This window comes from Gluconacetobacter tumulicola, from assembly GCF_014174215.1.
In the GTDB taxonomy this organism is placed as follows: domain Bacteria; phylum Pseudomonadota; class Alphaproteobacteria; order Acetobacterales; family Acetobacteraceae; genus Gluconacetobacter; species Gluconacetobacter tumulicola.
Map to the genome: position 1 here is coordinate 152548 of NZ_JABEQL010000004.1, position 25453 is coordinate 178000.

Here is a 25453-nt window from a genome sequence, read left to right on the forward strand (position 1 = left end):
CGCCGCCGCGCGTTGTCACGACGACCATGCGGGTGTCAGATGGTGCAGGTCGATCCGGCGCAATGCGTCCGTTTCCGCCGCCGGTCCATGCGGTGGCGGCCTGTCCAGGAGGGATGTCCCGTCATGTCGTTCTTTCGCGATATTTCGTCGCCGGCGCGCAGCGCACACGCCATTCCGCCATCGGGCAGCCGGCCGGCGCCGGCCTGCACGCTGGTCATTTTCGGTGCGCGCGGCGACCTGACCAAGCGGCTGCTGATTCCGGCACTGTACAATCTGGCCGGCAGCTTGTTGCTGGATGCCGATTTCCGCGTGCTGGGCGTCGATCGCGTGGCGGGCACCGACGCCGACTGGCGGGACGGGCTGGCCGCCACGATGCAGGACTTCACGAAGGACCCGGACGGCGAGTTCTATACGCCCACCATCGACCAGGATGCCTGGAACTGGGTTGCCGACCGACTGGATTATATGCAGGCCGATTTTGCGGATCTGGAGCAGATGCGGGCGCTGGCGGAGCGGGTGAAGGGCAATGCCGTCTTCTACCTGGCGGTGCCGTCGCGCTTCTTCGGCCCGCTGGTCGAGATGCTGGGGCAGGCGGGGCTGGTCGCCCAGCAGGAGGGGACCTTCCGCCGCGTGGTGATCGAGAAGCCGTTCGGCTCCGACCTGGCGACCGCGCGGGCACTGAACCGGCAGGTCCTGAGCGTGCTGGACGAACAGCAGATCTACCGGATCGATCATTTCCTGGGCAAGGAGACGGTCCAGAACATCCTGGCCATGCGGTTCGGCAATCTGATCTTCGAGCCGCTCTGGCGGAACGAATATATCGACCATGTGCAGATCACGGCGGCCGAGACCATCGGGGTGGAACAGCGCGGCGCCTTCTACGAGCCTACGGGCGCGTTGCGTGACATGGTGCCGAACCATCTGTTCCAGCTCTTCGCCATGGTGGCGATGGAGCCGCCAGCCTCGTTCTCGGCCGAGACGGTGCGCACGGCGAAGGAGCAATTGTTCGAGTCCGTCCGCCCTGTTCGGCCCGAGGACGCGGTGCGCGGCCAGTATCGCGCCGGCACCGTGGAGGGAAAGCCGGTCGTCGCCTATCGCGCGGCGCCCGGTGTCGCCCCCGACAGCGTGACGGAGACCTATGTGGCACTGAAGCTGTGTGTCGATAACTGGCGCTGGTCGGGCGTGCCCTTCTACCTGCGGACGGGCAAATCGCTGGGCGGGCGGCGGACCGAGGTGGTGGTGCAGTTCAAGAAGCCGCCGGTGGCGATCTTTCGCGGCACGGCCACCGACAGCCTGCCGCCCAACCGCATGATCCTGAACGTGCAGCCGGCCCAGGGCCTGACGATCGAGATGGCCGCCAAACATCCGGGCCCGGCGATGGACCTGGCCGGGGTGCAGGTCAAATTCCGTTATGAAGACGCGTTCGACCTGCAACCCAATGTGGGGTACGAAACGCTGCTGTATGATTGCCTGACCGGCGATGCCACGCTGTTCCAGCGGGCCGACAATATCGACGCGGCCTGGACGGCGGTCGATCCGGTGCTGCAATCCTGGGGGCATGTGGCCGAGGGGCTGGAATTCTACGATGCCGGGGCCACCGGCCCGGCGGGCGCCGACGCGCTGCTGGCCCGCGACGGGCGGGCCTGGTACCCGCTGAACGGCACATAAAGGGACGGGCTCTGCCCGAACCCGAGAGGGGTCGCGGACCCCTGCATCCCAATGCGTTGATATCGAATGGTTTCCAAAGGGCAATGCCCTTTGGCGGGTTTCAGGGCAGAGCCCTGAACGCTTAGTGCGTGGCAGCCTGTTTCGGGTGGTTGTCCGACTGGCGGAACAGGGCATCGGCCGCTTTCTTCTGTGCGTCGCTCAGTCCGTTGTACAGCGTGCGGAACGCCATGTTCAGCGATTGCAGGTCCTGTGCGCGCTGGGTGATCAGGTCGGCGTAGGATTGCATGTTGTCGGGCGCGCTCAGGGTCGCCAGCTTGGCGCGGCGCTGCTCGATCGTGTCATGGAAGCGTGCCGCATTGTCGCGCATCACCTGCGCGAAGGCATTCCACGCGCCGTCCTGCGCCGGGGTGATGCCCAATTGCTGATGCAGCGTTGCGATATGGGCTTCAAGCTGGTCCGGCGAGGGATCGCGCGGCGTGTGGACGGGGACGGCCGAGCCCGGGGCGGCGGTGGCGGTCGGGGCCGTGGTGTCGGGCGCCGCCAGCGCGGGCGTGGTCAGCAGGGCGAGGGCGGCGATGAGGGGTAACCGGCGGACGGTCATGGACGGAGGTCTCCGGGAAATCATGGGGCTGAACGGGCCGGGCGTGTCAGGCGGGCGGGTTCAGTAAGGCGGCGCGCCATAGGACGCCTGCGGATAATAAGCCGGCGGGGGCGGCGGCGGTTCCGGCTGAGGCGGATAATAGGCGGCCGGCGGTGGCGCGGCCTGCGAGGCCAGCGCCCCGCCGATCAGCGCGCCCACCGCCAGGCCGGCGACACCGGCGCCGATGGCGGCACCGACGCCGGGGCCACGACGATAGCCGCGGTCATCGCCGCGCCAGCCGGGGCCGCCACCCCGGTTCCAGCCACGGTCCGGCCCGTGATCGTGCCAGCCATGGTCGTGGCGGCCACGATCCCAGTGCTCCGCCAGGGCGGGCACCGAGGCCGCGATCGGCGTGGCGCCGGCCAGCAGGATGCCGGCCATCAGAAGGGGGAGTGTGCGGACCCGCATGACGGGACTCCTATAATCTAAAAGTCAGTTCGGCCATGGCGGGCCGAATCCTGTTTCATGTCAGGATGATCGGCGCAGATCATGTCAGAATCAGGGCCGAGGCCCGGCGCGGATCGGGCGGCGCGGATCAGGCGGCGGGCGACAGGCGCTTTGCCAGGGCCGACAGGCGGTGGCGGCGCAGTTCGCTCCGCGCCTTGGCGTCGTTTTCCATATAGTTGAGCTGGATCGTGTAGCGCCGGCCGACATATTGCCGGTGGCCGTGCCAAGTCGTCGGGCCGTTGGGGAAGATCAGCAGCGTGCCGTCGACGGGCGGGATCTCGGCTGCATAATCCTCGACATCGTCCGGACCGCGCAGCAGGCGCAGGCAGCCCTCCTGCCGGGCCCAGGCCTCGCTGGCCGGGTTGAGATACAGCAGCACCGTCACGCGCTTGGCCACGGAATCACAATGAATGCGCCCGTCCTTGGCCCGCGTGCGGCCACGCAGGGTCAGCATGGTCGGCGCGTCGTCCAGGTCCAGGGCGAATTTGCGGGCGATCGCCTGGCGCAGCACGGGCCCTTCCAGCTCCGCGATCAGGCCCTGCGCCAGCGGCGACAGGGTGAGCGCCGAGGGCGGGAACGATCCACCGGACGACAATTCGGGCAGCGAGGCCACCAGCGCCGCCAGATCGTCCGGCCGGATGAAGTTCCGGACCACGACATGGGCAAACGGCGTGTCGGAAACCTGGGCGGCTTCCAGGGCGGCGTAATCGGGACGGATGGGCGTGGTGACGGTCATGGAACCTGCGCGGGATCGGGATGAGGAAGACCACATCCCGATTCCTAGTGCCGGAGCCGGCGGGAAATCAAGGTGGGGCGGAACGGTGCGCCCCGCCGCGCGGGTGTCAGGCCGCGCCGGCAGCCTTTTCGGCCGCGTCCAGCGCCCGGGTGGAATAGACCGCGGCCGCGCCGGCGTTCAGCGCCACGGCAACGCCCAGGGCCTCGGCGATATCCTCTTTCGTCGCGCCGGCCTGCACGGCGGCCTTGGAATGGACGGCGATGCATCCGTCGCAGCGGGTGGTGACGGCGACGGCCAGCGCGATCAGTTCGCGTGTCTTGGCATCCAGCCGGTTGGTGGTCTTGGCGGCATTGTCCAGCGTCGTAAGCCCTTCGACCGTTCCCGGCGAGAGGGCGGCGAAGGCGGGCACGGCACGGCCGAGGAAATGGCGGTAGGCGGACCAGTCGATCATCGTGAAACATCCTTGATGTGTGGTCATGGACCGCGACGGAGTTCACCAGATGGAGAGCAGGCCTGTCACGACACGGTTTGGCGAGTGGATGCTCTTGCTGAGAGGCGTTGCCGGCGCTATCGGCGATAGATCATGGAATCCGCGCTGACAGCCTTCGCATCCGATCTGAATCTGCCCCCTGGCTCGGGGCCCCTGGCTGCGTACGAGGCGCGGGTTGCCGCCGGACTGCTGTCCCGCGACCCCGAGCAGGCCAAGGCGGCCGCCCGGCTGGACCGGCTGTGGCGCGAACTGCCCGGTTATCACCCCGTGGTGCGGCGCCCGCCGCCGAAGGGGCTGCTGGGCGGGCTGAAGGCCCGGCTGGGCCTGAATGGCGGCGCGGCGGAGGCGCCGCGTCCGCGCGGGGTCTACATGGTCGGGCAGGTCGGGCGCGGCAAGACCATGCTGATGGACCTGTTCTTCGAACTGGCGCCGGTCGAACACAAGATGCGGGTGCATTTCCACCGCTTCATGCAGGATGTTCACAAGCGGCTGCACGACATGAAGCGTCGGAACCCGGACCTGACCGATCCGATTCCGCCGCTGGCCCGCGCCATCGCGCAGGAAGCCTGGCTGCTCTGTTTCGATGAATTCCAGGTGAACGATATCGCTGACGCGATGGTGCTGGGGCGGCTGTTCGAATATCTGTTCGCCGATGGCGTGGTCGTGGTCGCGACCTCGAACACCGAACCGCAGGATCTGTTCCAGAACCGGCCGGGGGCCGATGCCTTCCGGCCTTTCATCGCGATCATCCAGCGCGAGGTCGATACGGTGGTCCTGGACTCGCCGCGCGATTATCGTCGCGGCGGCATGCGCGGCATGACGACCTGGATCGTGCCGCCAGGCCCCGATGCGACGCAGGAGCTGGATTCGCTCTTCATGCGTCTGGCCGATGGCGCCCCGATCCGCCCCGTGACGCTGGAGGTGATGGGCCGCAAGCTCGCGGTGACGGTCGCGGCCGGCCCGGTGGCGCACTTTACCTTCTCCGACCTGTGCGGCCGGGCGCTGGGCGCGGGCGACTATCTGGCCCTGGCCACGCGCTTCCCGGCCCTGGTGCTTGACGATATTCCCCGTCTGGGACCCGATAATTTCGATGTTGCCCGCCGTTTCATCGTTCTGGTCGATACGCTGTACGAACAGAAGGTGAAGCTGTTCGCCTCGGCCGAAGATCAGCCGGATGCGATCTACCAGAAGGGCGAAGGCGCGCAGGCCTTCGAGCGGACCGCCTCGCGGCTCGAGGAGATGCAGAGTGCCGCCTATCTGGACCTGCCGCATCTGTCCTGATCATGCCCGGCAGGCTCAGCCAAAATCCATGCAGGGTCTGCCTTTCTTTTCAGCATTTCCAATGCGGCGGCGCCTCGCCCTGCCAGTGTGTTCCGGCGGCGTGCGCCCGGATGCGCCAGCGACGGTCGGGGCGGTTTGGGCTCGGGGGCGGTCGTTCCCTGCTGTCACGGTATCGTGACGCATATGGCGGTGGTGTGAGCGGCGCGGCGGTAGGCAAGTGGTTCGCTCTTTGCTTGGGTATGGACGGCCCTTCGGGTCATCTGCCGGTTCCGTCGCTGTTCGGTGTGCCGCGCGCCTGATGCCGGTTTCGTGACACCGTTGCGTGAGCAGGTGGAAACGGAAAGGTGAGTATGCGTGCGAAGCAATCCTGCCCGTGGCGAAAGATGGCGGCGGATGGCCAAAGGTGGCGCTAGGGTTGGGACGATAAAGGGTGAGGATCGTCTTTTCGCCGTGATCGGCGGAGAGGGTCCGGGTCCGGATAATGACGTGGCCGATCAGGCCATGAACGAGGAGATGTCTTCAAGATGGCGGGCGTAGATATCCTGTCGACCGCGTTCAGCGGAGCCAACACGGCCTATCTGGCCGACCTGTATGCTCGCTGGGCGTCGGACCCCGGCAGCGTCGATCCTTCTTTCGCATCGCTGTTCTCGGCGATGGACGAGGAAGGCGCTGCGATTTTGCATGACGCGGAAGGTGCCTCGTGGGCGCCGCGCCCGTCCAGAATCGATGGCGGCGACGTTGTGGCGGCCCCGGCGAAGGCCGCGCCCGTGTCGACGGCCAGCCTGAATGCGGCGGCCGACGACAGCCTGCGTGCGACGCAGCTGATCCGCGCCTATCGCGTGCGCGGCCACCTGGAAGCACGGCTGGACCCGCTGGGCCTGCAGGTGCCCAAACCCCATGCCGATCTGGACCCCGCGACCTACGGGTTCGGCCCGCAGGATTTCGACCGTCCGATCTATCTGGGCAAGATCGTCGCCAGCCTGATCGGCCCGCAGACGCAGTCGGCGACGGTCAACCAGGTGCTGGACGCGCTGCGCGCCGTCTATTGCGGGCCGATCGGCTCGGAATACATGCATGTCCAGGACCCCGAGCAGCGCAACTGGCTGCAGCAGCGGCTGGAAGGCGACAACTGGCGCGCCGGGGCCTCGGCCGAGCAGAAGAAGGTCATCCTGGAGCACCTGACGGAGGCCGAGGGCTTCGAGGCGTTCTGCCAGAAGCGCTATGTCGGCACCAAGCGTTTCGGACTGGAGGGCGAGGACGTCACCATTCCGGCGCTGCATGCGCTGATCGACCAGGTGGCCAAGGACGGCGTGCGCACGGTTGCGATCGGCATGCCGCATCGCGGCCGCCTGAACACGCTGGTCAACGTGGTGCGCAAGCCCTACACGGCCATCTTCAGCGAATTCGCCGGCGCCTCGTTCAAGCCGGACGACGTGCAGGGCTCGGGCGACGTCAAATACCATCTCGGCACCTCGACCGACGTGGATATCGACGGCAATTCCGTCCACATCTCGCTGCAGCCCAACCCGTCTCATCTGGAAGCCGTCGATCCGGTGGTGATCGGCAAGGTGCGCGCAGCCCAGGATGATGACGACCCGCATGTGCGCAGCCGCCACATGGCGGTGCTGATGCATGGCGATGCCGCCTTCGCCGGCCAGGGCCTGGTCTACGAGACCATGGCGATGTCGCAACTGATCGGCTATCGCACCGGCGGCACGGTCCATATCGTGGTGAACAACCAGATCGGCTTCACCACCGTGTCGGCGCATGCGTTCTCCGGCCTCTATTGCACCGACGTCGCCAAGGCGGTGCAGGCGCCGATCCTGCACGTCAATGGCGACGAGCCCGAGGCCGTGATCTATTGCGCGCGTCTGGCGGCCGATTTCCGCCAGAAATTCGCCACCGACATCGTGCTGGACATCGTCGGCTATCGCCGCCACGGCCATAACGAATCCGACGAGCCGTCCTTCACCCAGCCGACGATGTACAAGGCCATCGCCGCCCGTCCGACGATCCGCACGCTGTATGCCGACCGTCTGGTGCGCGAAGGCGTGGTGACCGAGGCCGAGGCCACCGGGCAGTGGGATGCGTTCCAGAACCGTCTGGAAGAGGCCTATCAGGCCGCGCAGACCTACAAGCCCAACAAGGCCGACTGGCTGGAAGGGGCCTGGACCGGCCTGAAGCCGCCGCCGGTCGGCACGGTGGACCCCGAACCCGCCACCGGTATCTCGGTCGAGACGCTGCGCAAGATCGGTGCCGCGATCAGCACCGCGCCGGCCGATTTCAACGTCAACACGAAGATCGTGCGCCAGCTCAAGGCCAAGGCGACGATGTTCCAGACCGGCGAAGGCATCGACTGGGCGACGGGCGAGGCCCTGGGCTTCGGTTCGCTGCTGCTGGAGAAGCATCGCGTCCGCCTGTCGGGCGAGGACTGCCAGCGCGGCACGTTCAGCCAGCGCCATGCGGTGCTGACCGACCAGGTCAACCAGAACACCTATGCGCCGCTGAACAATATCGACCCGGCGCAGGGCGTGTTCGAGGTCTTTAACTCGCTGCTGTCCGAATTCGGCGTGCTGGGCTTCGAATATGGCTACTCGCTGGCCGATCCGAACGCGCTGGTGCTGTGGGAAGGCCAGTTCGGCGATTTCGCCAACGGTGCGCAGGTCATCATCGACCAGTTCATCGCCTCGGGCGAGACCAAGTGGCTGCGCATGGCGGGCCTGGTGCTGCTGCTGCCGCATGGGTACGAAGGCCAGGGTCCGGAACATTCCTCGGCCCGTCTGGAGCGTTACCTCCAGCTCTGCGCCGAGAACAACATGCGGGTGTGCAACATCACCACGCCGGCGAACTATTTCCACGCCCTGCGCCGCCAGCTCAAGCTGGGCTATCGCAAGCCGCTGGTCATCATGACGCCGAAATCGCTGCTGCGTCATCGTCTCGCGGTGTCCAACCTCGAGGAGTTCGCATCGGGCACCACCTTCCGTCCGGTGATCGGCGAGATCGATCCGATCGCGTCGGGCGACAAGGTGGAGCGGGTCGTGATCTGCTCGGGCAAGGTCTATTACGACCTGCTGGCCGAGCGGCGGGAGCGTGCGCTGGACAAGGTCGCGATCCTGCGGCTGGAACAGTTCTATCCCTTCCCGGAAAAGCTGCTGGCCGAACAGCTGGCGCTGTATCCCAAGGCCCAGGTGATCTGGTGCCAGGAAGAACCCGAGAACATGGGGGGATGGACCTTCGTCGATCGCCTGATCGAGGGCGTGATGACCAAGGCAGGCCGCAAGGGCGGGCGTCCGACCTATGTCGGCCGCGTCGCGGCCGCCAGCCCGGCCACGGGTCTGGCCCGAATCCATGCCAGCGAACAGGCGGCCCTGGTCGCCGGCGCGTTGGGCGTGGCCTGAGGTTGCGTCCCGGCCGGCGGGCCGGGACGTCGAAGGTCGGCCGGTGCGGTATTCCCGCGCCGGCTTCAGTCTGGTTATGTTGAGAATGCACAAGCCGGCAGACGACGGGTGGGGGCGCGGACGATCGTGCCCCGGTCCAGCACGCGGATCTGACCGGCAGAGGGAATGGAAAGAAAGATGTCTGCCGAGATCAAGGTTCCGACGCTGGGCGAGAGCGTGACGACCGCCACCATTGCCAAGTGGCTGAAGAATCCGGGTGACAGCGTCGCCGCCGACGAGCCGGTGGTGGAGCTGGAGACCGACAAGGTCAGCGTCGAGGTCGCGGCGCCGGAAGCCGGCGTGCTGGGTCCGCAGCTCGTCGCCGAAGGCGCCGAGGTCGAGGTCGGGACCATTCTGGCGTCGGTCGACGCCGGCAGCGGCGCCCCCAAGGGGGCGGCGCCCGCCAAGGCCCCCGAGGCCCCGAAGGCCCCCGCCGGCGTTCAGGCCCAGCCGGTCGCGGCCGGCCCGGTCGCGCGTCCCGCCACCCCGCCGTCCGATGTCGCGGCCCAGGGTGCGGCCCATGCCCCGATGCCGTCGGCGCAGAAGATCATGGCCGAGAAGGGCATCTCGACCGCCGAGATCGGCACCGGCACGGGCAAGGACGGAAGGGTGACCAAGGGTGACGTGCTGTCGTTCCTGGCGCAGCCGCCGGTGGCCAAGGCGGCCGCCGCCCCCGCCACGCCGCGCACCGACGACCCGCGCGAGGAACGGGTGAAGATGACCCGCCTGCGCCGGACCATCGCCCGCCGCCTGAAGGACGCCCAGAACACCGCCGCCCTGCTGACCACCTTCAACGAGGTGGACATGACGGCGGCGAAGGAACTGCGCGCCGAATATCGTGACATCTTCGAGAAGAAGCATGGCGGCACCAAGCTGGGCTTCATGTCGATCTTCGCGAAGGCGGTGATGGCGGCGCTGAAGGAATTCCCGGCGGTCAATGCCGAAATCGACGGCGACGACATCATCTATCGCGAGTTCGTCAATCTCGGCATCGCGGTCGGCGGCCCGAACGGGCTGGTCGTGCCGGTGATCCGCGATGCGGAGAAGCTCGGCTTCGCCGGGATCGAGAGCGCGATCGCCGGTTTCGGCAAGCGCGCGCGTGACGGGTCGCTGAAGCTGGACGAACTGTCGGGCGGCACGTTCTCGATCACCAATGGCGGTATCTACGGCTCGCTGATGTCGACGCCGATCATCAACGCGCCGCAGTCGGCCATCCTGGGCATGCATGCCATCCAGGATCGTCCGATCGCCCTGAACGGCCAGGTCGTGATCCGGCCGATGATGTATATCGCCCTGACCTACGATCACCGCATCGTTGACGGCAAGGAAGCCGTCAGCTTCCTGGTGCGCGTGAAGCAGAACGTGGAAGACCCGCGCCGTCTGCTGCTCGAGGTCTGATGCGCCGGGGCGGACCGGGTCTTCGGCCCGGTCCGCCGATTCATTCCGACGCAGCGAACGCAGGACAAGAATATGACCATTGAAATCAAGGTGCCGACTCTCGGCGAGAGCGTGACGACGGCCACGATCGGCAAATGGCTGAAGCAGCCGGGCGACAGCGTCGCCGCCGACGAGCCGGTGGTGGAACTGGAGACCGACAAGGTCAGCGTCGAGGTCGCCGCCCCGGCGGCCGGCCGTCTGGGCGCGCATGCCGTGGCCGAGGGCGACGAAGTCGCGGTCGGCGCCGTGCTGACGACCGTCGAGGAAGGCGCCGCCGGTGCCGCTCCGGCCGCCAAGCCCGCGCCAGCACCGGCCGCGGCGAAGCCTGCCGAAGCCAAGGCCGCGCCTGCTCCGGCCCCGGCTCCGGCGGCGGTGCCCCCGGCCGAGACCGATTACGACGTCATCGTCATCGGCGCCGGCCCCGGCGGCTATGTCTGCGCCATCCGCGCGGCCCAGCTCGGCTTCAAGGTCGCCTGCGTCGAGAAGCGCGCGACCCTGGGCGGCACCTGCCTGAATGTCGGCTGCATTCCCTCCAAGGCGCTGCTGCAATCGTCCGAAAACTTCCATGCCGCCGGCCATGATTATGCGGGCCATGGCATCCTGATCGACAGCGTCAAGCTGGATCTGAAGCGGATGATGGCGCGCAAGGCCGAAGTGGTCGATGCCAACGTCAAGGGCGTCGAGTTCCTGTTCAAGAAGAACAAGGTCACCTGGCTGAAGGGCTTCGGCAAGCTGGAAGGCACCGGCCGCATCACGGTCGACGGCAAGCCGGTAACGGCGAAGCACATCGTGATTGCCAGCGGCAGCGACAGCGCCGGCCTGCCGGGCGTCGAAGTCGACGAGAAGGTCATCGTCACCTCGACCGGCGCGCTGGAACTGTCGGCCGTGCCGAAGAAGCTGGTCGTCATCGGCGGCGGCGTGATCGGGCTGGAACTGGGCAGCGTGTGGCACCGTCTGGGCGCCGAGGTCACGGTGGTCGAATATCTCGACCGTCTGGTGCCGGGCACGGATGGCGAAATCGCCAAGCAGTTCCAGCGTATCCTGACCAGGCAGGGTCTGCAGTTCAAGCTGGGCCACAAGGTCACCAAGGCCGAGAAGACCGGCAAGGGCGTGACGCTGACCGTCGAGCCGGCCGCCGGTGGCACCGCCGAGACGCTGGAAGCCGACATCGTCCTGCTGTCGATCGGTCGCACCGCCGCCAGCAAGGGCATGGGCCTGGAAGAGGCCGGCGTGGCGCTGGACAAGCGCGGCCGCGTCGTGACCGATGCCCATTATGCGACCAGCGTGCCGGGCGTCTACGCGATCGGCGACGTCATCGCCGGCCCGATGCTGGCGCACAAGGCCGAGGACGAAGGCGTCGCCATCGCCGAGATCCTGGCCGGCCAGGCGGGGCATGTGAATTACGATGCCATCCCCGGCGTCGTCTACACCTGGCCCGAGGTCGCGACCGTCGGCCGCACCGAGGAAGAGCTGAAGGATTCCGGCGTTACCTACAAGACCGGCAAGTTCCCCTTCACCGCCAACGGCCGCGCCCGCGCCATGGGCATGACCGACGGCTTCGTGAAGGTGCTGGCGGATGCCACGACCGACAAGGTGCTGGGCGTGCACATCATCGGCCCCGGCGCCGGCGAAATGATCGCCGAAGCCACGCTGGCGATGGAATTCGGCGCCTCGTCGGAAGATATCGCCCGCACCTGCCACGCGCATCCGACGCTGAGCGAAGCGGTCAAGGAAGCGGCGCTGGATGTGGAAAAGCGGGCGATCCATATCTGATCGCACGCTCCGGTCCGATGTTCATTGCGCCCGGTCATTTCGGTGGCCGGGCGTTTTTTATCCGGGGTATCGTCGGGATGTGGCCCCCGACTCCGCTACGCCTTGCGCAGAAATTCGGCCTTCAGCATGTAGCCGCCGGCTTCCACCGCGTGGTCGCCACCGCGAAGACGGATGTTCTTGATCTTGGTGCCGACTTTCAGCGTCGTCGAAGACCCCTTCACCTTCAGGTCCTTGATCACGACGACCGTGTCGCCATCGGCGAGCGTCGCGCCGTTGGCATCGCGCACCACCTCGTCGGCCGATGCCGCTTCGGCAAGATCGGCGGGCCATTCATAGCCGCAGGTGTCGCAGACATAATGCGTCCCTTCGATATGGACATCGTCCAGGGTGCATTGCGGGCAGGCGGGGAGGGTGGTGCTCATAAACGGGAATTAACGCCACGGAGAGCGCTCGACAATCCCGTCCCCTCCGCTGCCGATCAGGCCAGCACGATCCTGTCGCCGGTTTCCGACAGCCGGCAGCGCAGCAGCTTCTGGACCGAGCGGGCGAATTCCACAGGCCGCAGCAGGTCGAAACTGCCGGTCACGCGGCTGCGGGCAATGCGGTCGCTCTCGATCATGATCCGGGTGCGCGAATAGCGGTTGAACTGCGCCGCGGCGTCCGCCAGCCGCGTGTCGTTCAGCACCGCCTGCGCATCGCGCCACGCCCGGTCGGACAGGATATCGGCCGGCGAAAGCGGGCGCAGGGCGGTGTTCATGGCCAGGCTGGGGGCCGGGGGCAGATGGTAGAAGGCGGGCCCCTTCAGCAGCATGTTCGTGCTGCCGACTGAAACCGCGATGGTGCCGGCATAGGCGATCAGCGCCGCCCGGCCGTCATCGATGGCCAGATCGAAATCGGCATGGGTCGCCTGCATCAGCAGCGGCCCGGCCGATAGATGAATGGGCCTATCGGTGGCCTGTACCCCGATCCGGCCGGACAGAAAACGGATGGCATGGCCGACACGCCCCGTATCGGGCACATAGGCAGCGGACAGGGCGTCGAGCGTGAGCGTGGCGCCACGCCAGCGATAGCGGCGCGGCGCCTCATGGTCGCGGCGCAGCAGAAAGACCTGGTCCGGCGGAACGGACTGCCCCGTCAGGCCGACGGCGCACGCCGCCGCAGCCCCGACAAGCACGCGTCGCCGACCATGGATCCGGGCGGCTTTCCGGTCGGGATCCGTCATCAAGGCGGGGGCTGCGGCAACGGGTGCCGTGTAGTTCAATGTTCTATAGATCGCCTGCGCGCGGACATAGGCGCCGAGATTGCGGCTGTCCGCCTGCAACCACCGGTCGAAGCGGGCCTGCTCGTCGGGCATCAGCGTCCTCCGGTCCCGCATCGCGACCCACTGACTGGCCTGATCGGTCCGGGAATGTCGCCCCCCGCCGAAACGTGGAAAGAGGACCGGCCGGCCGATATCGGTCATGACCGCTTCTCCGCCCGGATCTGGCGGCCGGACTGCGGCCGGTCTTCCAGATCGCTGTCGGCAGGCATGTGCGTGGGCTGCGCGGTCTCATCGTGCGTGGCCAGCCATGACAGGCCGTTGGAGACCTGCCGTTCGACCGACCGTTCCGAGATGCGCAGCTTCTGGGAGATCTGTGCGTAGCTCAGGCCGTAGACTTTGCGCATGACGAAGACATCGCGACACAGGGCAGGCAGTTTCAGCATCCGCGCTTTCAGATGGTCGATTTCCTGTCGCCCGGCGGCAATCCGTTCAGGAGACGGGGCGGAATCGGCGATTTCATCATCCCAGTCAAGGTTGCGGTCCAGATAGTGAATATTCGCCTTGCGGGCCGCCTCGATCACCAGGTTGCGGGCACAGCGAAAGAACAGGGCGCGGCCGTTGCGAATGTCGCCCGGCTGGGCTGCGCATAGCCGGGCGTAACATTCCTGCACGATATCCTCTGCGCTGACATCCACCAAAGGGAAACGCCGCAGCCACTTCCGAACGGCATGTTCGTGGGGCAGAATCTCGTCCACGATCCAGGACAGGCGCCTGTCGTCCGGGACGGTGGTCGCGGGTTTCGCCGGACGGGCTTCACTGTCTCCATTCACGTCGGTACGGACTTTCCCCTGCTGGCGGCGCGACGGTTCCTGACAGCATCATCGGGCATCGTAAAGAGAGGGCGCGGGGCGCGCATGTCGGGCGGCGACCATGCCCGGTATGGTGGAAAGGCGCTGTTTGGCGGCTTTCCGCGTCCCATGGATCGACTGTAACAATATTGAAACAATTCTGACGCAAACTCTTAACCCCTTTCCGCTCCCGCAAGGGGAGGGGGAGCAGGTCCGGCGCACGTCTTCTCTCATGCACGCCCTTCTGCATTAGAGGTTTCTGGACAATGCGTCGTTCAAGCGCCCTGGTTTCTGCGCTGTTTGTTGGAACAGTCATGTCGTCGCACCGGGTTATGGCCGCGACGCATTATTTCGATATCTCGACGCCCAGTCTGCCGGCGGCTCTGGCCCAGTATGAGAAGATTACCGGGATCGGTGTTATCGCGTCCGCGAAAAGTTCCGAGAATATCAGGATTCATGCCATCAAGGGGATGATGGATGATCGGGCTGCCTTGTCCGCGCTTCTGGCAGGCACCCGCCTGACGGTTGGCGAGTTCAACGGCCGCAGTGCCGTCATCCGCAGGAAGCCCGATTCAGATATCGAAAAGAAGAAGCGGCATGCGGACGACGATGAAAAGCTCGACGTCATCGGGCATCGTTCGGTCGTGACCACGAAGCGGAACTCCGATGCCCTGGTCGACAGTATTGCCTATAATGATACATCCAGCCTTGGGGGCGGCGCATCCTCGGTTGCGGATCTTCTGGTCCTGCTGCCGGGTGTGACGGGTATTCAGGACGGGGATCAGCCGCGATATGTCAGCGTGCGCGGCATTTCGCCGGACCTGAACCAGACGACGCTGGACGGCATTACGCTGGCGACGATCGGCGATAACGGCGGCGGCACGCGGCGCGTCAATCTTCAGAATATTCCAGGAGAATTGACGGGTGAAGACAATGTTTACAAGACGTTCACGGCCGAGCAGGACGGCGGCGCCATCGGCGCGGTGATCGACATGGTTCCGCGCAGCGCCTTCGATTACAAGGGGCTGTATAAATATTTTACCGCCTATGGTGTCTATTCGACCTACAAGGGCGCGGCGGGATCGAACCACGTCTCCGGACAGTCGCCGCATCTTGCGCAGGGCGCAAAGGCCGTTCTTGCCGACCGGTTCGGAAAAAACAAGGAATTCGGGGCAATCGTCTCGATCCGATATCAGAACCGCGTCCGCAATTCCTACAAGAACTGGCAGACCGACAGCTATTTCTACGATGACAAGGGCCTGCCGGTCGGTGGCATGAGCAACAACATCCCAAGCCGGGCACAGGGCTGGAATGGATGGGAGGCACCGCAGGATATCGAATACGGAAACTATTCGAATTCGATCACGAATCTCGGTGGTTCCGGCCGGTTGGAATGGCGCCCGACCGATTCGGGATGGAATGCGTCGCTGATGGGATATTCCTATGAACGATGGGAACATTCCATGATGGATCATACCTATCTTCTGCTGGACAACCCCCAGATCTGGAACCAGACGCCCACCAGCGGCCGGGAGCTGATCTACCGTTCATCCAGTTATGTCCGGCAGGATCGCTGGCAGAGCAGCAGCAATGGTGTTCTGGGAAATGTCGGCTGGCACGACAATATCTCGGCCCTGAAGCTGCGCGTCGGTTACACGTGGGAAGCCTATCACAATTACCAGCCTCGCCTGACGGCATATGCCTATCCGAAAAAGCAGGGTCTCTATCCGCTTTATGCCGATTATAACGTCAGCGACGATTTTGCCTCGATGGTCGGGGTCAGCGACCCCCACAAGCTGCGGGCCATGAAATACAGCCTGAGCCAGATCCAGCGCTATCATGACGATGCGCGGGAAGGGGTAACGAACGTCCGCCTGGATTATACCCGCAATATCGGACCGCAGGCCCACGGTTTCGGTCTGGCGACCGGGTTCGAATGGCGTTCGCTCAACGTGACCGACCAGATGAATTACGAGGATTACGTCACGGGTGGGGATGCGTCGAGCTACATGTATTTCCCCAACTTCGCGCCGCCGGGCGCACCTTATACCCTGCCCTGGATCGACATGGGAAAATTCCCCTGGTCCAAACAGAAACTCGATGTCGCGACCAGCCGAAACGACACGCTGGAATCGTTCTATCGCTATCGCGAGGAACTGATCGACGGGTATCTGTCGCTTCATTACAAATGGAAGGACACGTTGCTGATCGCGGGTGTGCGCGCCGATGGCGTCAGCTTCAACAGCCTGCTGCCTCAGGTGCAGAACGGCAACGCGACCGGCAGTCTGGGCACCAATCGAGGCGGCTATCTGCATCCGCTTCCGTCGGTGACCTTCCTGCATGATTTTCCCTATGATGTGCGCCTGCGCGCGTCGTTCAGCCAGTCCGTCGGGCGTCCCATGCCCTCGCAGATTGCGCAGGTGCAGAAACTGACATGCGGCGACGACATGCGGGGTGGAACCGATTGTACGCTGTCACGCGGCAATCCCAATCTACAGCCTCGCCGTGCCAATAACTTCGATGCGTCGGTCGAGAAATATTTCAACCATAACCATGGCGTAGTCAGCGTCGCCTATTTCGACAAGATGATAAAGCACGACATCTACACGTTGCTGGATCATCAGATGATCAACGGCATGCCGACATCGGTGACCGAGCCGTTGAACGCCACCAACTCCTCGCTGATGGGGGTCGAAGGCTCGCTGGTCGAAGAAGGGCTGCGGGGGCCGTTCAGGCAGCGTTTCGATATTTCGGTCAACGGGACCTGGATGCACGGATCGATGATGTATGCATCGTCGAGCGGGTCGTACAAGCTCAATCAGCTGCCCGACCAGCCCAACTATATCTTCAACGGTGCCGCGACGTGGCATATTCCGCAGATGCGCGGCGCCGTCCGGGCAACCTTGTCCTACACTCCGAAATATCTGACCGACCCGGCGTCACAGCCGTGGGAGAATGTCGGGTATGGCGAACTGCTCAGCCTGGACCTGGCGGCGTGGAACGACATTACCGACCATATTCGTCTGAAATACGAGGTCGACAATCTCGTGGGCGCGCATCGTACCTACGTGCAGGGGACGAACCTGCAACGCATCAACGAGAAAGATTATTACGGCCGCAGCATCTATTTCCAGGTTGTCGTCGACTGAAATCCTCGTTGGAAAGCATGCCGGCCAAGGGGCCGGCATGCTTTCCGGAGCGTCGTCTGACAGGCCGGTAGGCGGCGATCAGCCCGATGCGGCGCGCAGGGCCCGGTCGCCGATGTCGCGGCGCCATACCGCATCATCCCAGGTGATGGCTTCGACGGCGTGATAGGCGCGGCTGCGGGCTTCGCCCAGCGTCGCGCCGGTTGCGCAGATCGTCAGCACACGGCCGCCGGCCGCAACGATCTGTCCCTGGTCATTGCGTCTGGTACCGGCATGAAAGATGTGCACGCCGGGTTCGGCGGCGGCGTCTTCCAGTCCGGTGATCACGCCGCCGGCGGCGGGTTTGCCGGGATAGCCGCGCGCGGCCAGCACGATGCTGATGGAGTGGTCGTCGGAAAAGCGGATGTCCGCCGCGTCCAGCGTGCCGGCGGCGACGGAGGCCAGGGCGGGCAGCAGGTCGGATTGCAGGCGGATCAGCAGGGCCTGGGCCTCGGGGTCGCCGAAGCGGACGTTATATTCGATCAGCTTCGGGCCCTCGGCCGTCAGCATCAGGCCGGCGAAGATGATTCCGCGGAAGGGGGTGCCGCGGCGGACCATTTCGGCCAGCATCGGGCGGACCAGCAGGTCGAGCGCTGCTTCCTGCCGCGCGCGGTCGAAGCCGGTGGGGGGCGAGACCGCGCCCATGCCGCCGGTATTGGGGCCGGTATCGCCCTCGCCGATGCGCTTGTGGTCCTGCGCCGCGCCGATCAGCACGGCGGTCTCGTCGGCGCAGAAGGCGAACAGCGACACTTCGTCGCCGATCAGGCATTCCTCGATCACCACCGACTGTCCGGCGGCCCCCAGCGTGGCGTCGTCCATCATGGACCGGATGGCGTCCTCGGCCTCGGTGACGGTCATGGCTACCACCACGCCCTTGCCGGCGGCCAGGCCATCGGCCTTGATCACGATCGGCGCGCCACGGCGGCGGACGAAATCCAGCGCCGGGGCGGCTGAGTCGAACCGCTCCCACCGGGCGGTGGGGATATGAGCGGCGTCGCAGACTTCCTTGGTGAAGCTCTTGCTGCCTTCCAGTTCGGCGGCAGCGCGGCTGGGGCCGGCGCAGGGGATGCCGCCATCGCGGCAGGCATCGGCCAGGCCCGCGACCAGCGGCGCCTCGGGGCCGGGCACCACCAGGTCGATCCGCTCGGCCCTGGCGAAGGCCACCAGGGCGGGTACGTCGTCGACGGCGATGGCGACATTGGTGCCCAGGGCGGCGGTGCCCGGATTGCCCGGTGCAATGAACAGGGCCTCAAGCGCGGGCGAGCGCGCGATCGCCGCCGCCATCGCATGTTCCCGTCCACCAGATCCGACCAGAAGCACCCGCATCAATTCGTTTCCCTGTTCCTCGCACGCCCCGGGCCTTCCGGGGAGGCCGTCTCTATCATACCCTGTGCCGATGGACGAAACTCTTCGCACTTCCGGCGGCGCCGGACCGGGCCCCATGGCGGGTAATGTGCCCGAATATTCGGTCTCCGAGATTTCGGGGGCGATCCGCCGCACGCTGGAGGGCAATTTCGGCCGCGTGCGCGTGCGCGGCGAGATCACGGAATTCAAACGCTACCCGTCCGGTCATCTCTATTTCTCGCTGAAGGACGAAGGCGGGAAGATTTCGGGCGTGGTCTGGCGCGGGTCGGTGTCGCGGCTGGGGCTGGTGCCGGAAAACGGGCTGGAGGTCATCGCGACGGGCAAGGTGTCGTCGTACGGCGAGCGCTCGTCCTACCAGCTGATCGTCGAGCGGATGGAATATGCCGGCGAGGGCGCGCTGCTGGCGCGTATCGAGCGGCTGCGCCTGAAGCTGGCGGAAGAGGGGCTGTTCGACGCTGCGCGCAAGCGGGCGCTGCCGTTCCTGCCCGGTGTGATCGGCATCGTCACCTCGGCGCAGGGGGCGGTGCTGCATGATATCCGCACCACCGTCGCCCGGCGTTTTCCCCGCCGGCTGCTGGTCTGGCCGGTCGCCGTGCAGGGCGAAGGTGCCGCGGCGCAGATCGCCGCCGCCATCGCGGGGTTCGACGCGATCGACGGGCGGGGGCCGGTGCCGCGCCCCGATGTGCTGATCGTCGCGCGCGGCGGCGGGTCGCTGGAAGATCTGATGGCCTTCAACGACGAAGCCGTGCTGCGGGCGGTGGACGCCTGCCGCATTCCGCTGATTTCGGCCGTCGGGCACGAGACCGACACCACGCTGATCGATTTCGTGTCCGACCGGCGCGCACCCACCCCCACGGCGGCGGCCGAGATGGCGGTGCCGGCACGGGCCGAACTGGTGGCCGATCTGGCGCATCGCGCCGCGCGCCTGACCAGCGGACTGGCCCGCCTGACGCAGACGGCGCGGCTGCGGCTGGACCGGACGGCGGCGCGGATGCCCGACCTGCCGTCGCTGCTGGGCACGGCGCGGATGCGGGTGGACGATCGGGGCGCGCGGCTGGACCGCGCGCTGCCGGGGCTGATCGAACGGCGGCGCGCCGCCCTGCTGGCGACCGGGCGCATGATGCCCTCGCCCCTGCTGCTGACCGGCCCGGGCCGCGCCCGGCTGGACCTCGTGGCCAGTCATCTGCTGTCGGGCCTGCGGCAGGCGCTGCGCGACCGCCGGGCGCGCACCGACCGGGCCCGCCTGTCGGCCGCCCCGCTGGCGGCGATGGTGCGCGAGCGGCGTGCCCACCTGAACGGGCTGGGGGGGCGGCTGGAATCGCTCTCGCCCATGGCGGTGCTGGAACGCGGCTATGTGCTGGTGCGCGATCCGTCGGGCATGGCGGTGACCCGTGCGGCCGACGTGCGGCCGGGCGGGCGGCTGGAACTGACTTTCGCCGACGGCGTGGCGGAGGTCCGCGCCCTGCGGCCCGACGCATCGCAGGGGCAGCTCGATCTTTGACCGTACCAACGAGAAGGCAGATGATGGCGATAAGGTGGATGATGGATGGGACGGGAATGGCTTGCCCGATGGTTGGCCGGAGCGCACAGGACAGAGCCATGAACGAACGTCCCCGGTCTTCTTTCACGCGGCTCACCGGCCTGTCGGCGCTGTGCGTCATGGCGCTGCTGGCCGGCTGCGCCACGCCCCCCGCGCCCCTAGCCCCCAAGCCGGCGCGGCGCCCGCCCCTGCAGTTCGCGCCCGGAACGGCGGTGGAAGCCCCGCCGCCCGCCAACGAGGCGCAATTGGTGAACGACCCTTCCGCCCCGCTCGACACGCCGCTCTGCGGCGCCGCCGCGCATATGACGCAGGGCATGGCGGCCCGGCTGAATCCGGCCCCGCTGGTATCGGGCAATGCCTGCACGGCCAATGCCTGCTTCGACCCGCTGACGGGCACCTATATCGGCGCAGATGGCGAACGGCATATCTGCCGCTAACGGACTGTGACCCGCAATCCGGCATAAGCGTTATCCGGAAACGGTCCCGCAGTCGGGACAGGTTATGATTGACAGCCGGAGCCGTGGGGCAACATCGTCGAGGGGATGAGCGGCCTCACTCCTCCGGATGGCGCCAATGACGGTTTGGCGACCGTTCATGTCTTTCCCCTGCGGCGCATGCTGCCCCTGGCCGATGCTGCCGTCTATCTGGGCATTCCATCGCGACGGCTGCGCATGCTGGGCCTGCTGCATGCGGGGCCGCGCCCGGCGGCGCGGAACGGGCGGACGCCGATGTATCGGGTCGAGGATCTGGATCGTTATGTGACCCTGCTCTACGGGCGGGTGCGGATTTCGGCGGTCGAAGAAGCGCGGCAGCGGCAGGAATGGCGGGCACGGATCGCGGCACCGGCGGTGTGTGACGCACGGGGGCGGCCGGTACGGCCGATCGACCCGTGCATGCAGGCCCTGACACTGGATGCGCTGGTGTCGGCGGGTGGCCCGCTGGGGCTGAAACTGCTGTTCGCCTCGGGGCTGGGGCTGATCTTCCTCTCCCATACACCCGTGATGTGGCGATTGTACGGAATGCTGTGACCAGCGGTGTGACGCCGGGAACATTTGCATCACGCACCGACGTCACACAACCAGTTTGGCCTGGAATTGCAGCGGAATTATGGCACGGCCCGCTCCCTCAGCAGGCACCGGCGCAAGGGGGCTCCGGCGGCGGCAGGGTGCTGCCGGTCAGGCCGGGCGGCCGCATGGAGGGCTCGGGCGCGCGGGCGCCGGGCGGCGGTGGGGGCACGATCTGCGGCACGTTCGGGGGCAGGGTCTGCACATCCAGCGGCTGGGCCGGGGGAATGGGCTGGCCCTGATAATAGAGCGGCCCGTGATAGCTCTGCGGCAACTGGGCCGCGTTCAGCCGGTCGACCAGCGAATCGCCGGTTCCATCGGGATAGGCGGAATGCGGCGCCGGCGCGGCAGGCCCCCGTGCGGCAGGGCCTGGTGCGGCATGAGCCAAGGGCAGCGCCGGCGGCAGGCACAGGGCGGCGAGGGTGAGGCACCCGGCAAGGTGGCAACGCGGTCTCATGGCGAAGGGCCTTTCGGAGAGGGGCGTGGAAGGGCGAGTATAGGCCCGATCCTCGCGCGCATGCATGTGTTTGAACGGCCGAGGACTGGTCATGCTCCCGGTGATCGGCTAGGCAGGGCAGCATTGCTCTTTTTGCCGTCTCCGGCCCTCGCGCCGTCGCGTTTGCTCCCTGCCTTACGGATTGCGATCATGACCGATATTTCCCGGACCTCGTGCCGCCGGCTTCTGGCCGGATTCTTCGTTGTGACCGGGATGGGCGCCGTCCTGACCCCTGCCGTCGCGGCCCCCGCGCCGGCTGAAGCACCCGCCGCCGCCGCCCAGCAGCCCCTGCTGCCGGCGCCGCCGGTGCCCGATTTCGGGCCGCTGCCGGCCGGTGCCAAGCCGCCCGCCCCGATCGTCGGTGTGTTCGACACCGATGCGATCATGCGGCAATCCGTCGCGATCCAGGAGGTCGAGAAGGAAATGGGCACGCGGCGCGACGCCCTGATCCGCGACGTGCGGGCCGAGGAGGGGCAGATCCAGGCCCTGCGCCAGCAGATGATGAACGCGCCCCGGCCCGAGGCCGAAGCCCAGCAGCGCAGCCTGCAGCAGCGCGTGGCGGCCGATCAGCGCAAGTTCGGCAACCGTAACCGGATCCTGGAGGAAGATATCCAGATCGCGCTGAACCAGGTCCAGCGCGAAATCGGCCAGGTGGTGAACAGTGTGGCGAAAGCGCGCGGGCTGACCCTGGTGGTGCAGTCGGGCCTGACCGTGCTGCATGGGCCGCAGGTCGATATCAGCGACCAGGTGGCCAGCCGGCTGAATGCCATCCTGCCCCATGTCTATCTGCCGGCAGCGAACGAGGACCCGGAAGTAATCGCGAAATCGGGCAAGTTCCCGACCGCGCCGGTCCAGATGACCGATCCCTCGCAGCAGCAGGGGTAAGAAGGGAAGACGTTCTTTTTCTTCAGAAAAAGAAGATCACTCCGCCGTCAGATCCGCCAGCATGGCCTGGCTGGCACGTAGCGCGTCGGCCGGGGCAAGGCGCACCTGCAAGCCCCGCTGCCCGCCATTGGTATAGAGATAGGGCAGATCGGCTGCCTGCCGGGCGAAAGCCGTGGGCACCCGCTTTTTCTGCCCGAACGGGCTGATGCCGCCGACACGGAAGCCGGTGATGCGCTCGGCATCGGCTGGCTTCATCATCTTCGCGCTCTTGCCGCCGAAGGCGGCGGCCAGTTTCTTCATGCTGACCTCGTGGTCCGATGGCACGACGACGCAGACCGCGCGGCCGTCGATTTCCGCCATCAATGTCTTGAACACGCGGGCCGGCGGTTCGCCGATCGCTTCCGCGGCCTGCACGCCCAGCCGGTCGGCATCGGGATCGTATGTGTAGGTCACGGGGGTGAAGGCGATCCCTGCACGGGTCAGCGCCAGCGTCGCCGGGGTGCCGGGTATCTGGGGTTTCTTGGCCATGTCGGTGTCATAACAGGATCGGGCGCGCGCGTCAGGCTCCCGCGGCCACGATCCTCTGCCCATGAAGCTGCGCGTCAGGACGGCACAGGGCGGCGATGGTGACGGCGGCGTCTTCGGGCCGGGGCAGGGCGGACAGGTCGGCGGCGGGCATGGCCTGCACCCGCAGCCGGGTGGCCACCGGGCCGGGATCGTACAGATTGACCCGCAATGCCGAATCCGGACCGATTTCATCGGCCCAGGCCAGCACCGCGGCCTCCATCGCCGCTTTCGAGGCCGCCATCATGCCCCAGAAGCTGGCGGGGCGGGCGGCATGCCCGTCGGTCAGGAACAGGGCGCGGCCGGCCGGTGCGCGCTCCAGCAGCGGGGCCGTGGTGCGGATCAGCCGCCAGGCGGCGGTGGCGTTGACCGCCAGCGTGGTGTCCCAGTCGATGTCGCGCATATGGGTGACGGGCGTGAGCACGCCCAGCATGGCGGCACAATGGACCAGCACGTCCAGCCGGCCGAAGCGCGCCGCGATCGAGGGGCCCAGCGCGTCGATCGCCGCCCCGTCCCGCAGGTCCATGGGCAGCAGGGTCGCGTGCCGGCCGGTGCGCCGTGCGATCAAATCGTCGGTTTCCTCCAGCCCGCCCGGTGTGCGGGCGGTGAGGATGCAATGGGCTCCGGCGTCGGCCAGGGCCAGGGCGGTGGCACGGCCGATGCCGCGGCTGGCACCGGTCACCAGCGCCACGCTGCCCGTCAGCATGGTGGGTGGCCGCCCTGCCGCCTCATGCCCGGCAGGCGGTCACGCGCAGTGCGGGTCGCCGCCGGCGGCCTCGTAATCGACCAGGGCGATCGGGTAGTCACCGGTGAAGCAGGCATCGCAGTAGCGGCCCGCCGCCGCCTCGCGGCCCTCATGGCCCAGGGCGCGGTACAGCCCGTCGAACGAGATGAAGGCCAGGCTGTCGACGCCGATCAGCTCGGCCATTTCCTTCAAATCGTGCTGGGCGGCCAGCAGCTTGCTGCGCTCGGGCGTGTCGATGCCGTAGAAGCAGGAATGCGTCGTCGGCGGCGAGGAGATGCGCATATGCACCTCGCGCGCGCCGGCGGCGCGGACCATGTCCACGATCTTGCGTGAGGTGGTGCCGCGCACGATCGAATCATCGACCAGCACCACGCGCTTGCCGTCCAGCACCGGGCGGTTGGTCGAATGTTTCAGCTTCACGCCCAGATGGCGGATCTGGTCGGTCGGCTCGATGAAGGTGCGGCCGACATAATGGTTGCGGATAATGCCCAGCTCGAAGGGAATGCCGCTGGCCATGGCATAGCCCATGGCCGAGGGCACGCCGGAATCCGGCACCGGGACGATCACGTCGGCCTCGACCCCGCTTTCGCGGGCCAGTTCGACGCCGATGCGCTTGCGCGCCTCATAGACCGGCACGCCGTCCAGCACCGAGTCCGGGCGCGCGAAATAGATATATTCGAACACGCAGAACCGGCCCTTCTGCTCGCCGAAGGGCTTGACCGAGCGCACGCCGTCATTGTCGATGATCACGACCTCGCCCGGCTCCACGTCGCGGACGAATTCCGCGCCCACGATGTCCAGCGCGCAGGTCTCGCTGGCCAGCACCCACGAGGCGGGGTCGGATTCGGTTTCGCCGGGGATGCGGCCCAGGATCAGCGGCCGCACGCCCAGCGGGTCGCGCACGCCGATCAGTGCGTCACGCGACAGCACCACCAGCGAATAGGCGCCCAGCACCTGCTTCAGCGCGTCGATCAGCCGGTCGATCACCGAGGCGTAGAGCGAGATGGCGATCAGGTGGATGAACACCTCGCTGTCGGTCGTGGACTGGAAGATGCAGCCACGGCGCACCAGCGCGCGCTTCAGGGTTTCGGCGTTCGTCAGGTTGCCGTTATGCGCCACCGCCAGGCCGCCGAACTCGAAATCGGCGAACAGCGGCTGCACGTTGCGGATCAGCGTGGCGCCCGTGGTGGCATAGCGGTTGTGGCCCACCGCCCGGTGGCCGGGCAGGGTGGCCATGACCCGCGCATCGCCGAACACGTCGCCGACCAGCCCGAGGCCCTTGTGGGTGTGGAAACGCTCGCCGTCATAGGACACGATGCCGGTGGCTTCCTGCCCGCGATGCTGGAGCGCGTGCAGCCCCAGCGCCGTCAGGGCCGAGGCGTCCTTGACGTTCCAGACGCCGAAGACGCCGCATTCCTCATGCGGCTTGTCGTCGTCGTGCCACTGCGGCGGCACGTCGTCGCGGTGGCCCGACGGACACGCGGCGGCCGGGCTGCATGAGGTGGCGGCCTGCGGGACGGTGGGGCGGATCGGCATGATCAGTTCTCTTTCCTCGGCGGGTGACCGGGCGGAGACCCCGGGCTGGCACTGG

22 protein-coding genes are annotated in these 25453 nt (G+C 66.9%); 10 read left to right on the plus strand and 12 right to left on the minus strand.

From position 1 onward, the window contains the following. Nucleotides 1-123 precede the first annotated feature (123 nt). Entirely contained in the window at nucleotides 124-1668 is a 1545-nt protein-coding gene (zwf, locus tag HLH29_RS04505) for a glucose-6-phosphate dehydrogenase (RefSeq protein WP_182964809.1), read from the plus strand. 121 nt (nucleotides 1669-1789) lie between these two features. On the opposite strand, the gene HLH29_RS04510 is transcribed toward zwf, so the two are convergent. From HLH29_RS04510 to HLH29_RS04525, 4 genes are all read right to left on the minus strand, one after another. Further along, entirely contained in the window at nucleotides 1790-2269 is a 480-nt protein-coding gene (locus HLH29_RS04510; protein WP_182964810.1) for a Spy/CpxP family protein refolding chaperone, read from the minus strand. 60 nt (nucleotides 2270-2329) lie between these two features. Then, on the minus strand, nucleotides 2330-2716 hold the full coding sequence (locus HLH29_RS04515) for a hypothetical protein (RefSeq protein WP_182964811.1): 387 nt from the start codon (nucleotides 2714-2716) through the stop codon (nucleotides 2330-2332). A 127-nt stretch (nucleotides 2717-2843) separates the two neighbouring features. Continuing rightward, entirely contained in the window at nucleotides 2844-3491 is a 648-nt protein-coding gene (locus HLH29_RS04520) for a 2OG-Fe(II) oxygenase family protein (RefSeq protein ID WP_182964812.1), read from the minus strand. A 106-nt stretch (nucleotides 3492-3597) separates the two neighbouring features. Further along, nucleotides 3598-3942: a carboxymuconolactone decarboxylase family protein gene (locus tag HLH29_RS04525; RefSeq protein ID WP_182964813.1), complete on the minus strand. Its 345-nt coding sequence runs from the start codon at nucleotides 3940-3942 to the stop codon at nucleotides 3598-3600. Between the two features lie 132 nt (nucleotides 3943-4074). On the opposite strand from HLH29_RS04525, the gene zapE reads away from it, so the two are divergent. The 4 genes from zapE to lpdA all read left to right on the plus strand — a co-directional run bounded on the left by zapE (nucleotide 4075) and on the right by lpdA (nucleotide 11909). After that, on the plus strand, nucleotides 4075-5262 hold the full coding sequence (zapE, locus tag HLH29_RS04530) for a cell division protein ZapE (protein WP_182964814.1): 1188 nt from the start codon (nucleotides 4075-4077) through the stop codon (nucleotides 5260-5262). A 524-nt stretch (nucleotides 5263-5786) separates the two neighbouring features. After that, nucleotides 5787-8660: a 2-oxoglutarate dehydrogenase E1 component gene (locus tag HLH29_RS04535; RefSeq protein ID WP_182964815.1), complete on the plus strand. Its 2874-nt coding sequence runs from the start codon at nucleotides 5787-5789 to the stop codon at nucleotides 8658-8660. Nucleotides 8661-8837: 177 nt separating this feature from the next. After that, nucleotides 8838-10097 carry a 2-oxoglutarate dehydrogenase complex dihydrolipoyllysine-residue succinyltransferase gene (odhB, locus tag HLH29_RS04540; protein WP_182964816.1) on the plus strand — a complete coding sequence of 420 codons (1260 nt, stop codon included), beginning with the start codon at nucleotides 8838-8840 and terminating at the stop codon, nucleotides 10095-10097. Nucleotides 10098-10169: 72 nt separating this feature from the next. After that, entirely contained in the window at nucleotides 10170-11909 is a 1740-nt protein-coding gene (gene lpdA / locus HLH29_RS04545; RefSeq protein WP_182964817.1) for a dihydrolipoyl dehydrogenase, read from the plus strand. 95 nt (nucleotides 11910-12004) lie between these two features. On the opposite strand, the gene HLH29_RS04550 is transcribed toward lpdA, so the two are convergent. From HLH29_RS04550 to HLH29_RS04560, 3 genes are read right to left on the minus strand one after another with little or no spacing between them, the layout of a single operon-like run. After that, nucleotides 12005-12331 carry a zinc ribbon domain-containing protein YjdM gene (locus tag HLH29_RS04550; protein ID WP_182964818.1) on the minus strand — a complete coding sequence of 109 codons (327 nt, stop codon included), beginning with the start codon at nucleotides 12329-12331 and terminating at the stop codon, nucleotides 12005-12007. Between the two features lie 56 nt (nucleotides 12332-12387). Further along, nucleotides 12388-13371: a DUF4880 domain-containing protein gene (locus HLH29_RS04555; RefSeq protein ID WP_182964819.1), complete on the minus strand. Its 984-nt coding sequence runs from the start codon at nucleotides 13369-13371 to the stop codon at nucleotides 12388-12390. After that, complete coding sequence (locus tag HLH29_RS04560; RefSeq protein ID WP_182964820.1) at nucleotides 13368-14000, minus strand: sigma-70 family RNA polymerase sigma factor; 633 nt, start codon at nucleotides 13998-14000, stop codon at nucleotides 13368-13370. Before HLH29_RS04560 ends, HLH29_RS04555 begins: the two co-directional genes overlap by 4 nt. A gap of 332 nt (nucleotides 14001-14332) precedes the next feature. Here HLH29_RS04560 and HLH29_RS04565 point away from each other — a divergent pair, with 332 nt between their 5' ends. Further along, on the plus strand, nucleotides 14333-17167 hold the full coding sequence (locus HLH29_RS04565) for an outer membrane beta-barrel protein (RefSeq protein WP_182964821.1): 2835 nt from the start codon (nucleotides 14333-14335) through the stop codon (nucleotides 17165-17167). Nucleotides 17168-17245: 78 nt separating this feature from the next. Here HLH29_RS04565 and purD read toward each other — a convergent pair whose 3' ends face one another. Next, complete coding sequence (purD, locus tag HLH29_RS04570; RefSeq protein WP_182964822.1) at nucleotides 17246-18529, minus strand: phosphoribosylamine--glycine ligase; 1284 nt, start codon at nucleotides 18527-18529, stop codon at nucleotides 17246-17248. A gap of 70 nt (nucleotides 18530-18599) precedes the next feature. Here purD and xseA point away from each other — a divergent pair, with 70 nt between their 5' ends. From xseA to HLH29_RS04585, 3 genes are all read left to right on the plus strand, one after another. Next, nucleotides 18600-20069, plus strand: a complete 1470-nt coding sequence (xseA, locus tag HLH29_RS04575; protein WP_182964823.1) for an exodeoxyribonuclease VII large subunit — start codon at nucleotides 18600-18602, stop codon at nucleotides 20067-20069. Between the two features lie 98 nt (nucleotides 20070-20167). Continuing rightward, nucleotides 20168-20545, plus strand: coding sequence for a BA14K family protein (locus HLH29_RS04580; protein ID WP_182964824.1), 378 nt, complete (start codon nucleotides 20168-20170; stop codon nucleotides 20543-20545). A 105-nt stretch (nucleotides 20546-20650) separates the two neighbouring features. Further along, nucleotides 20651-21136: a DNA-binding protein gene (locus tag HLH29_RS04585; protein WP_182964825.1), complete on the plus strand. Its 486-nt coding sequence runs from the start codon at nucleotides 20651-20653 to the stop codon at nucleotides 21134-21136. Nucleotides 21137-21233: 97 nt separating this feature from the next. On the opposite strand, the gene HLH29_RS04590 is transcribed toward HLH29_RS04585, so the two are convergent. Continuing rightward, nucleotides 21234-21629 carry a hypothetical protein gene (locus tag HLH29_RS04590; RefSeq protein ID WP_182964826.1) on the minus strand — a complete coding sequence of 132 codons (396 nt, stop codon included), beginning with the start codon at nucleotides 21627-21629 and terminating at the stop codon, nucleotides 21234-21236. Nucleotides 21630-21818: 189 nt separating this feature from the next. Between HLH29_RS04590 and HLH29_RS04595 the strand changes: the two genes are divergently transcribed. Then, complete coding sequence (locus tag HLH29_RS04595) at nucleotides 21819-22553, plus strand: OmpH family outer membrane protein (RefSeq protein WP_182964827.1); 735 nt, start codon at nucleotides 21819-21821, stop codon at nucleotides 22551-22553. A 36-nt stretch (nucleotides 22554-22589) separates the two neighbouring features. Here the strand turns inward: HLH29_RS04595 and ybaK are convergent, their stop codons facing one another. From ybaK to purF, 3 genes are read right to left on the minus strand one after another with little or no spacing between them, the layout of a single operon-like run. After that, nucleotides 22590-23081, minus strand: a complete 492-nt coding sequence (ybaK, locus tag HLH29_RS04600; protein WP_182964828.1) for a Cys-tRNA(Pro) deacylase — start codon at nucleotides 23079-23081, stop codon at nucleotides 22590-22592. Between the two features lie 31 nt (nucleotides 23082-23112). Continuing rightward, nucleotides 23113-23823, minus strand: a complete 711-nt coding sequence (locus HLH29_RS04605; protein WP_182964829.1) for an SDR family NAD(P)-dependent oxidoreductase — start codon at nucleotides 23821-23823, stop codon at nucleotides 23113-23115. A 39-nt stretch (nucleotides 23824-23862) separates the two neighbouring features. Then, nucleotides 23863-25398, minus strand: a complete 1536-nt coding sequence (gene purF / locus HLH29_RS04610) for an amidophosphoribosyltransferase (protein WP_220791365.1) — start codon at nucleotides 25396-25398, stop codon at nucleotides 23863-23865. Between the last annotated feature and the right edge of the window lie 55 nt (nucleotides 25399-25453).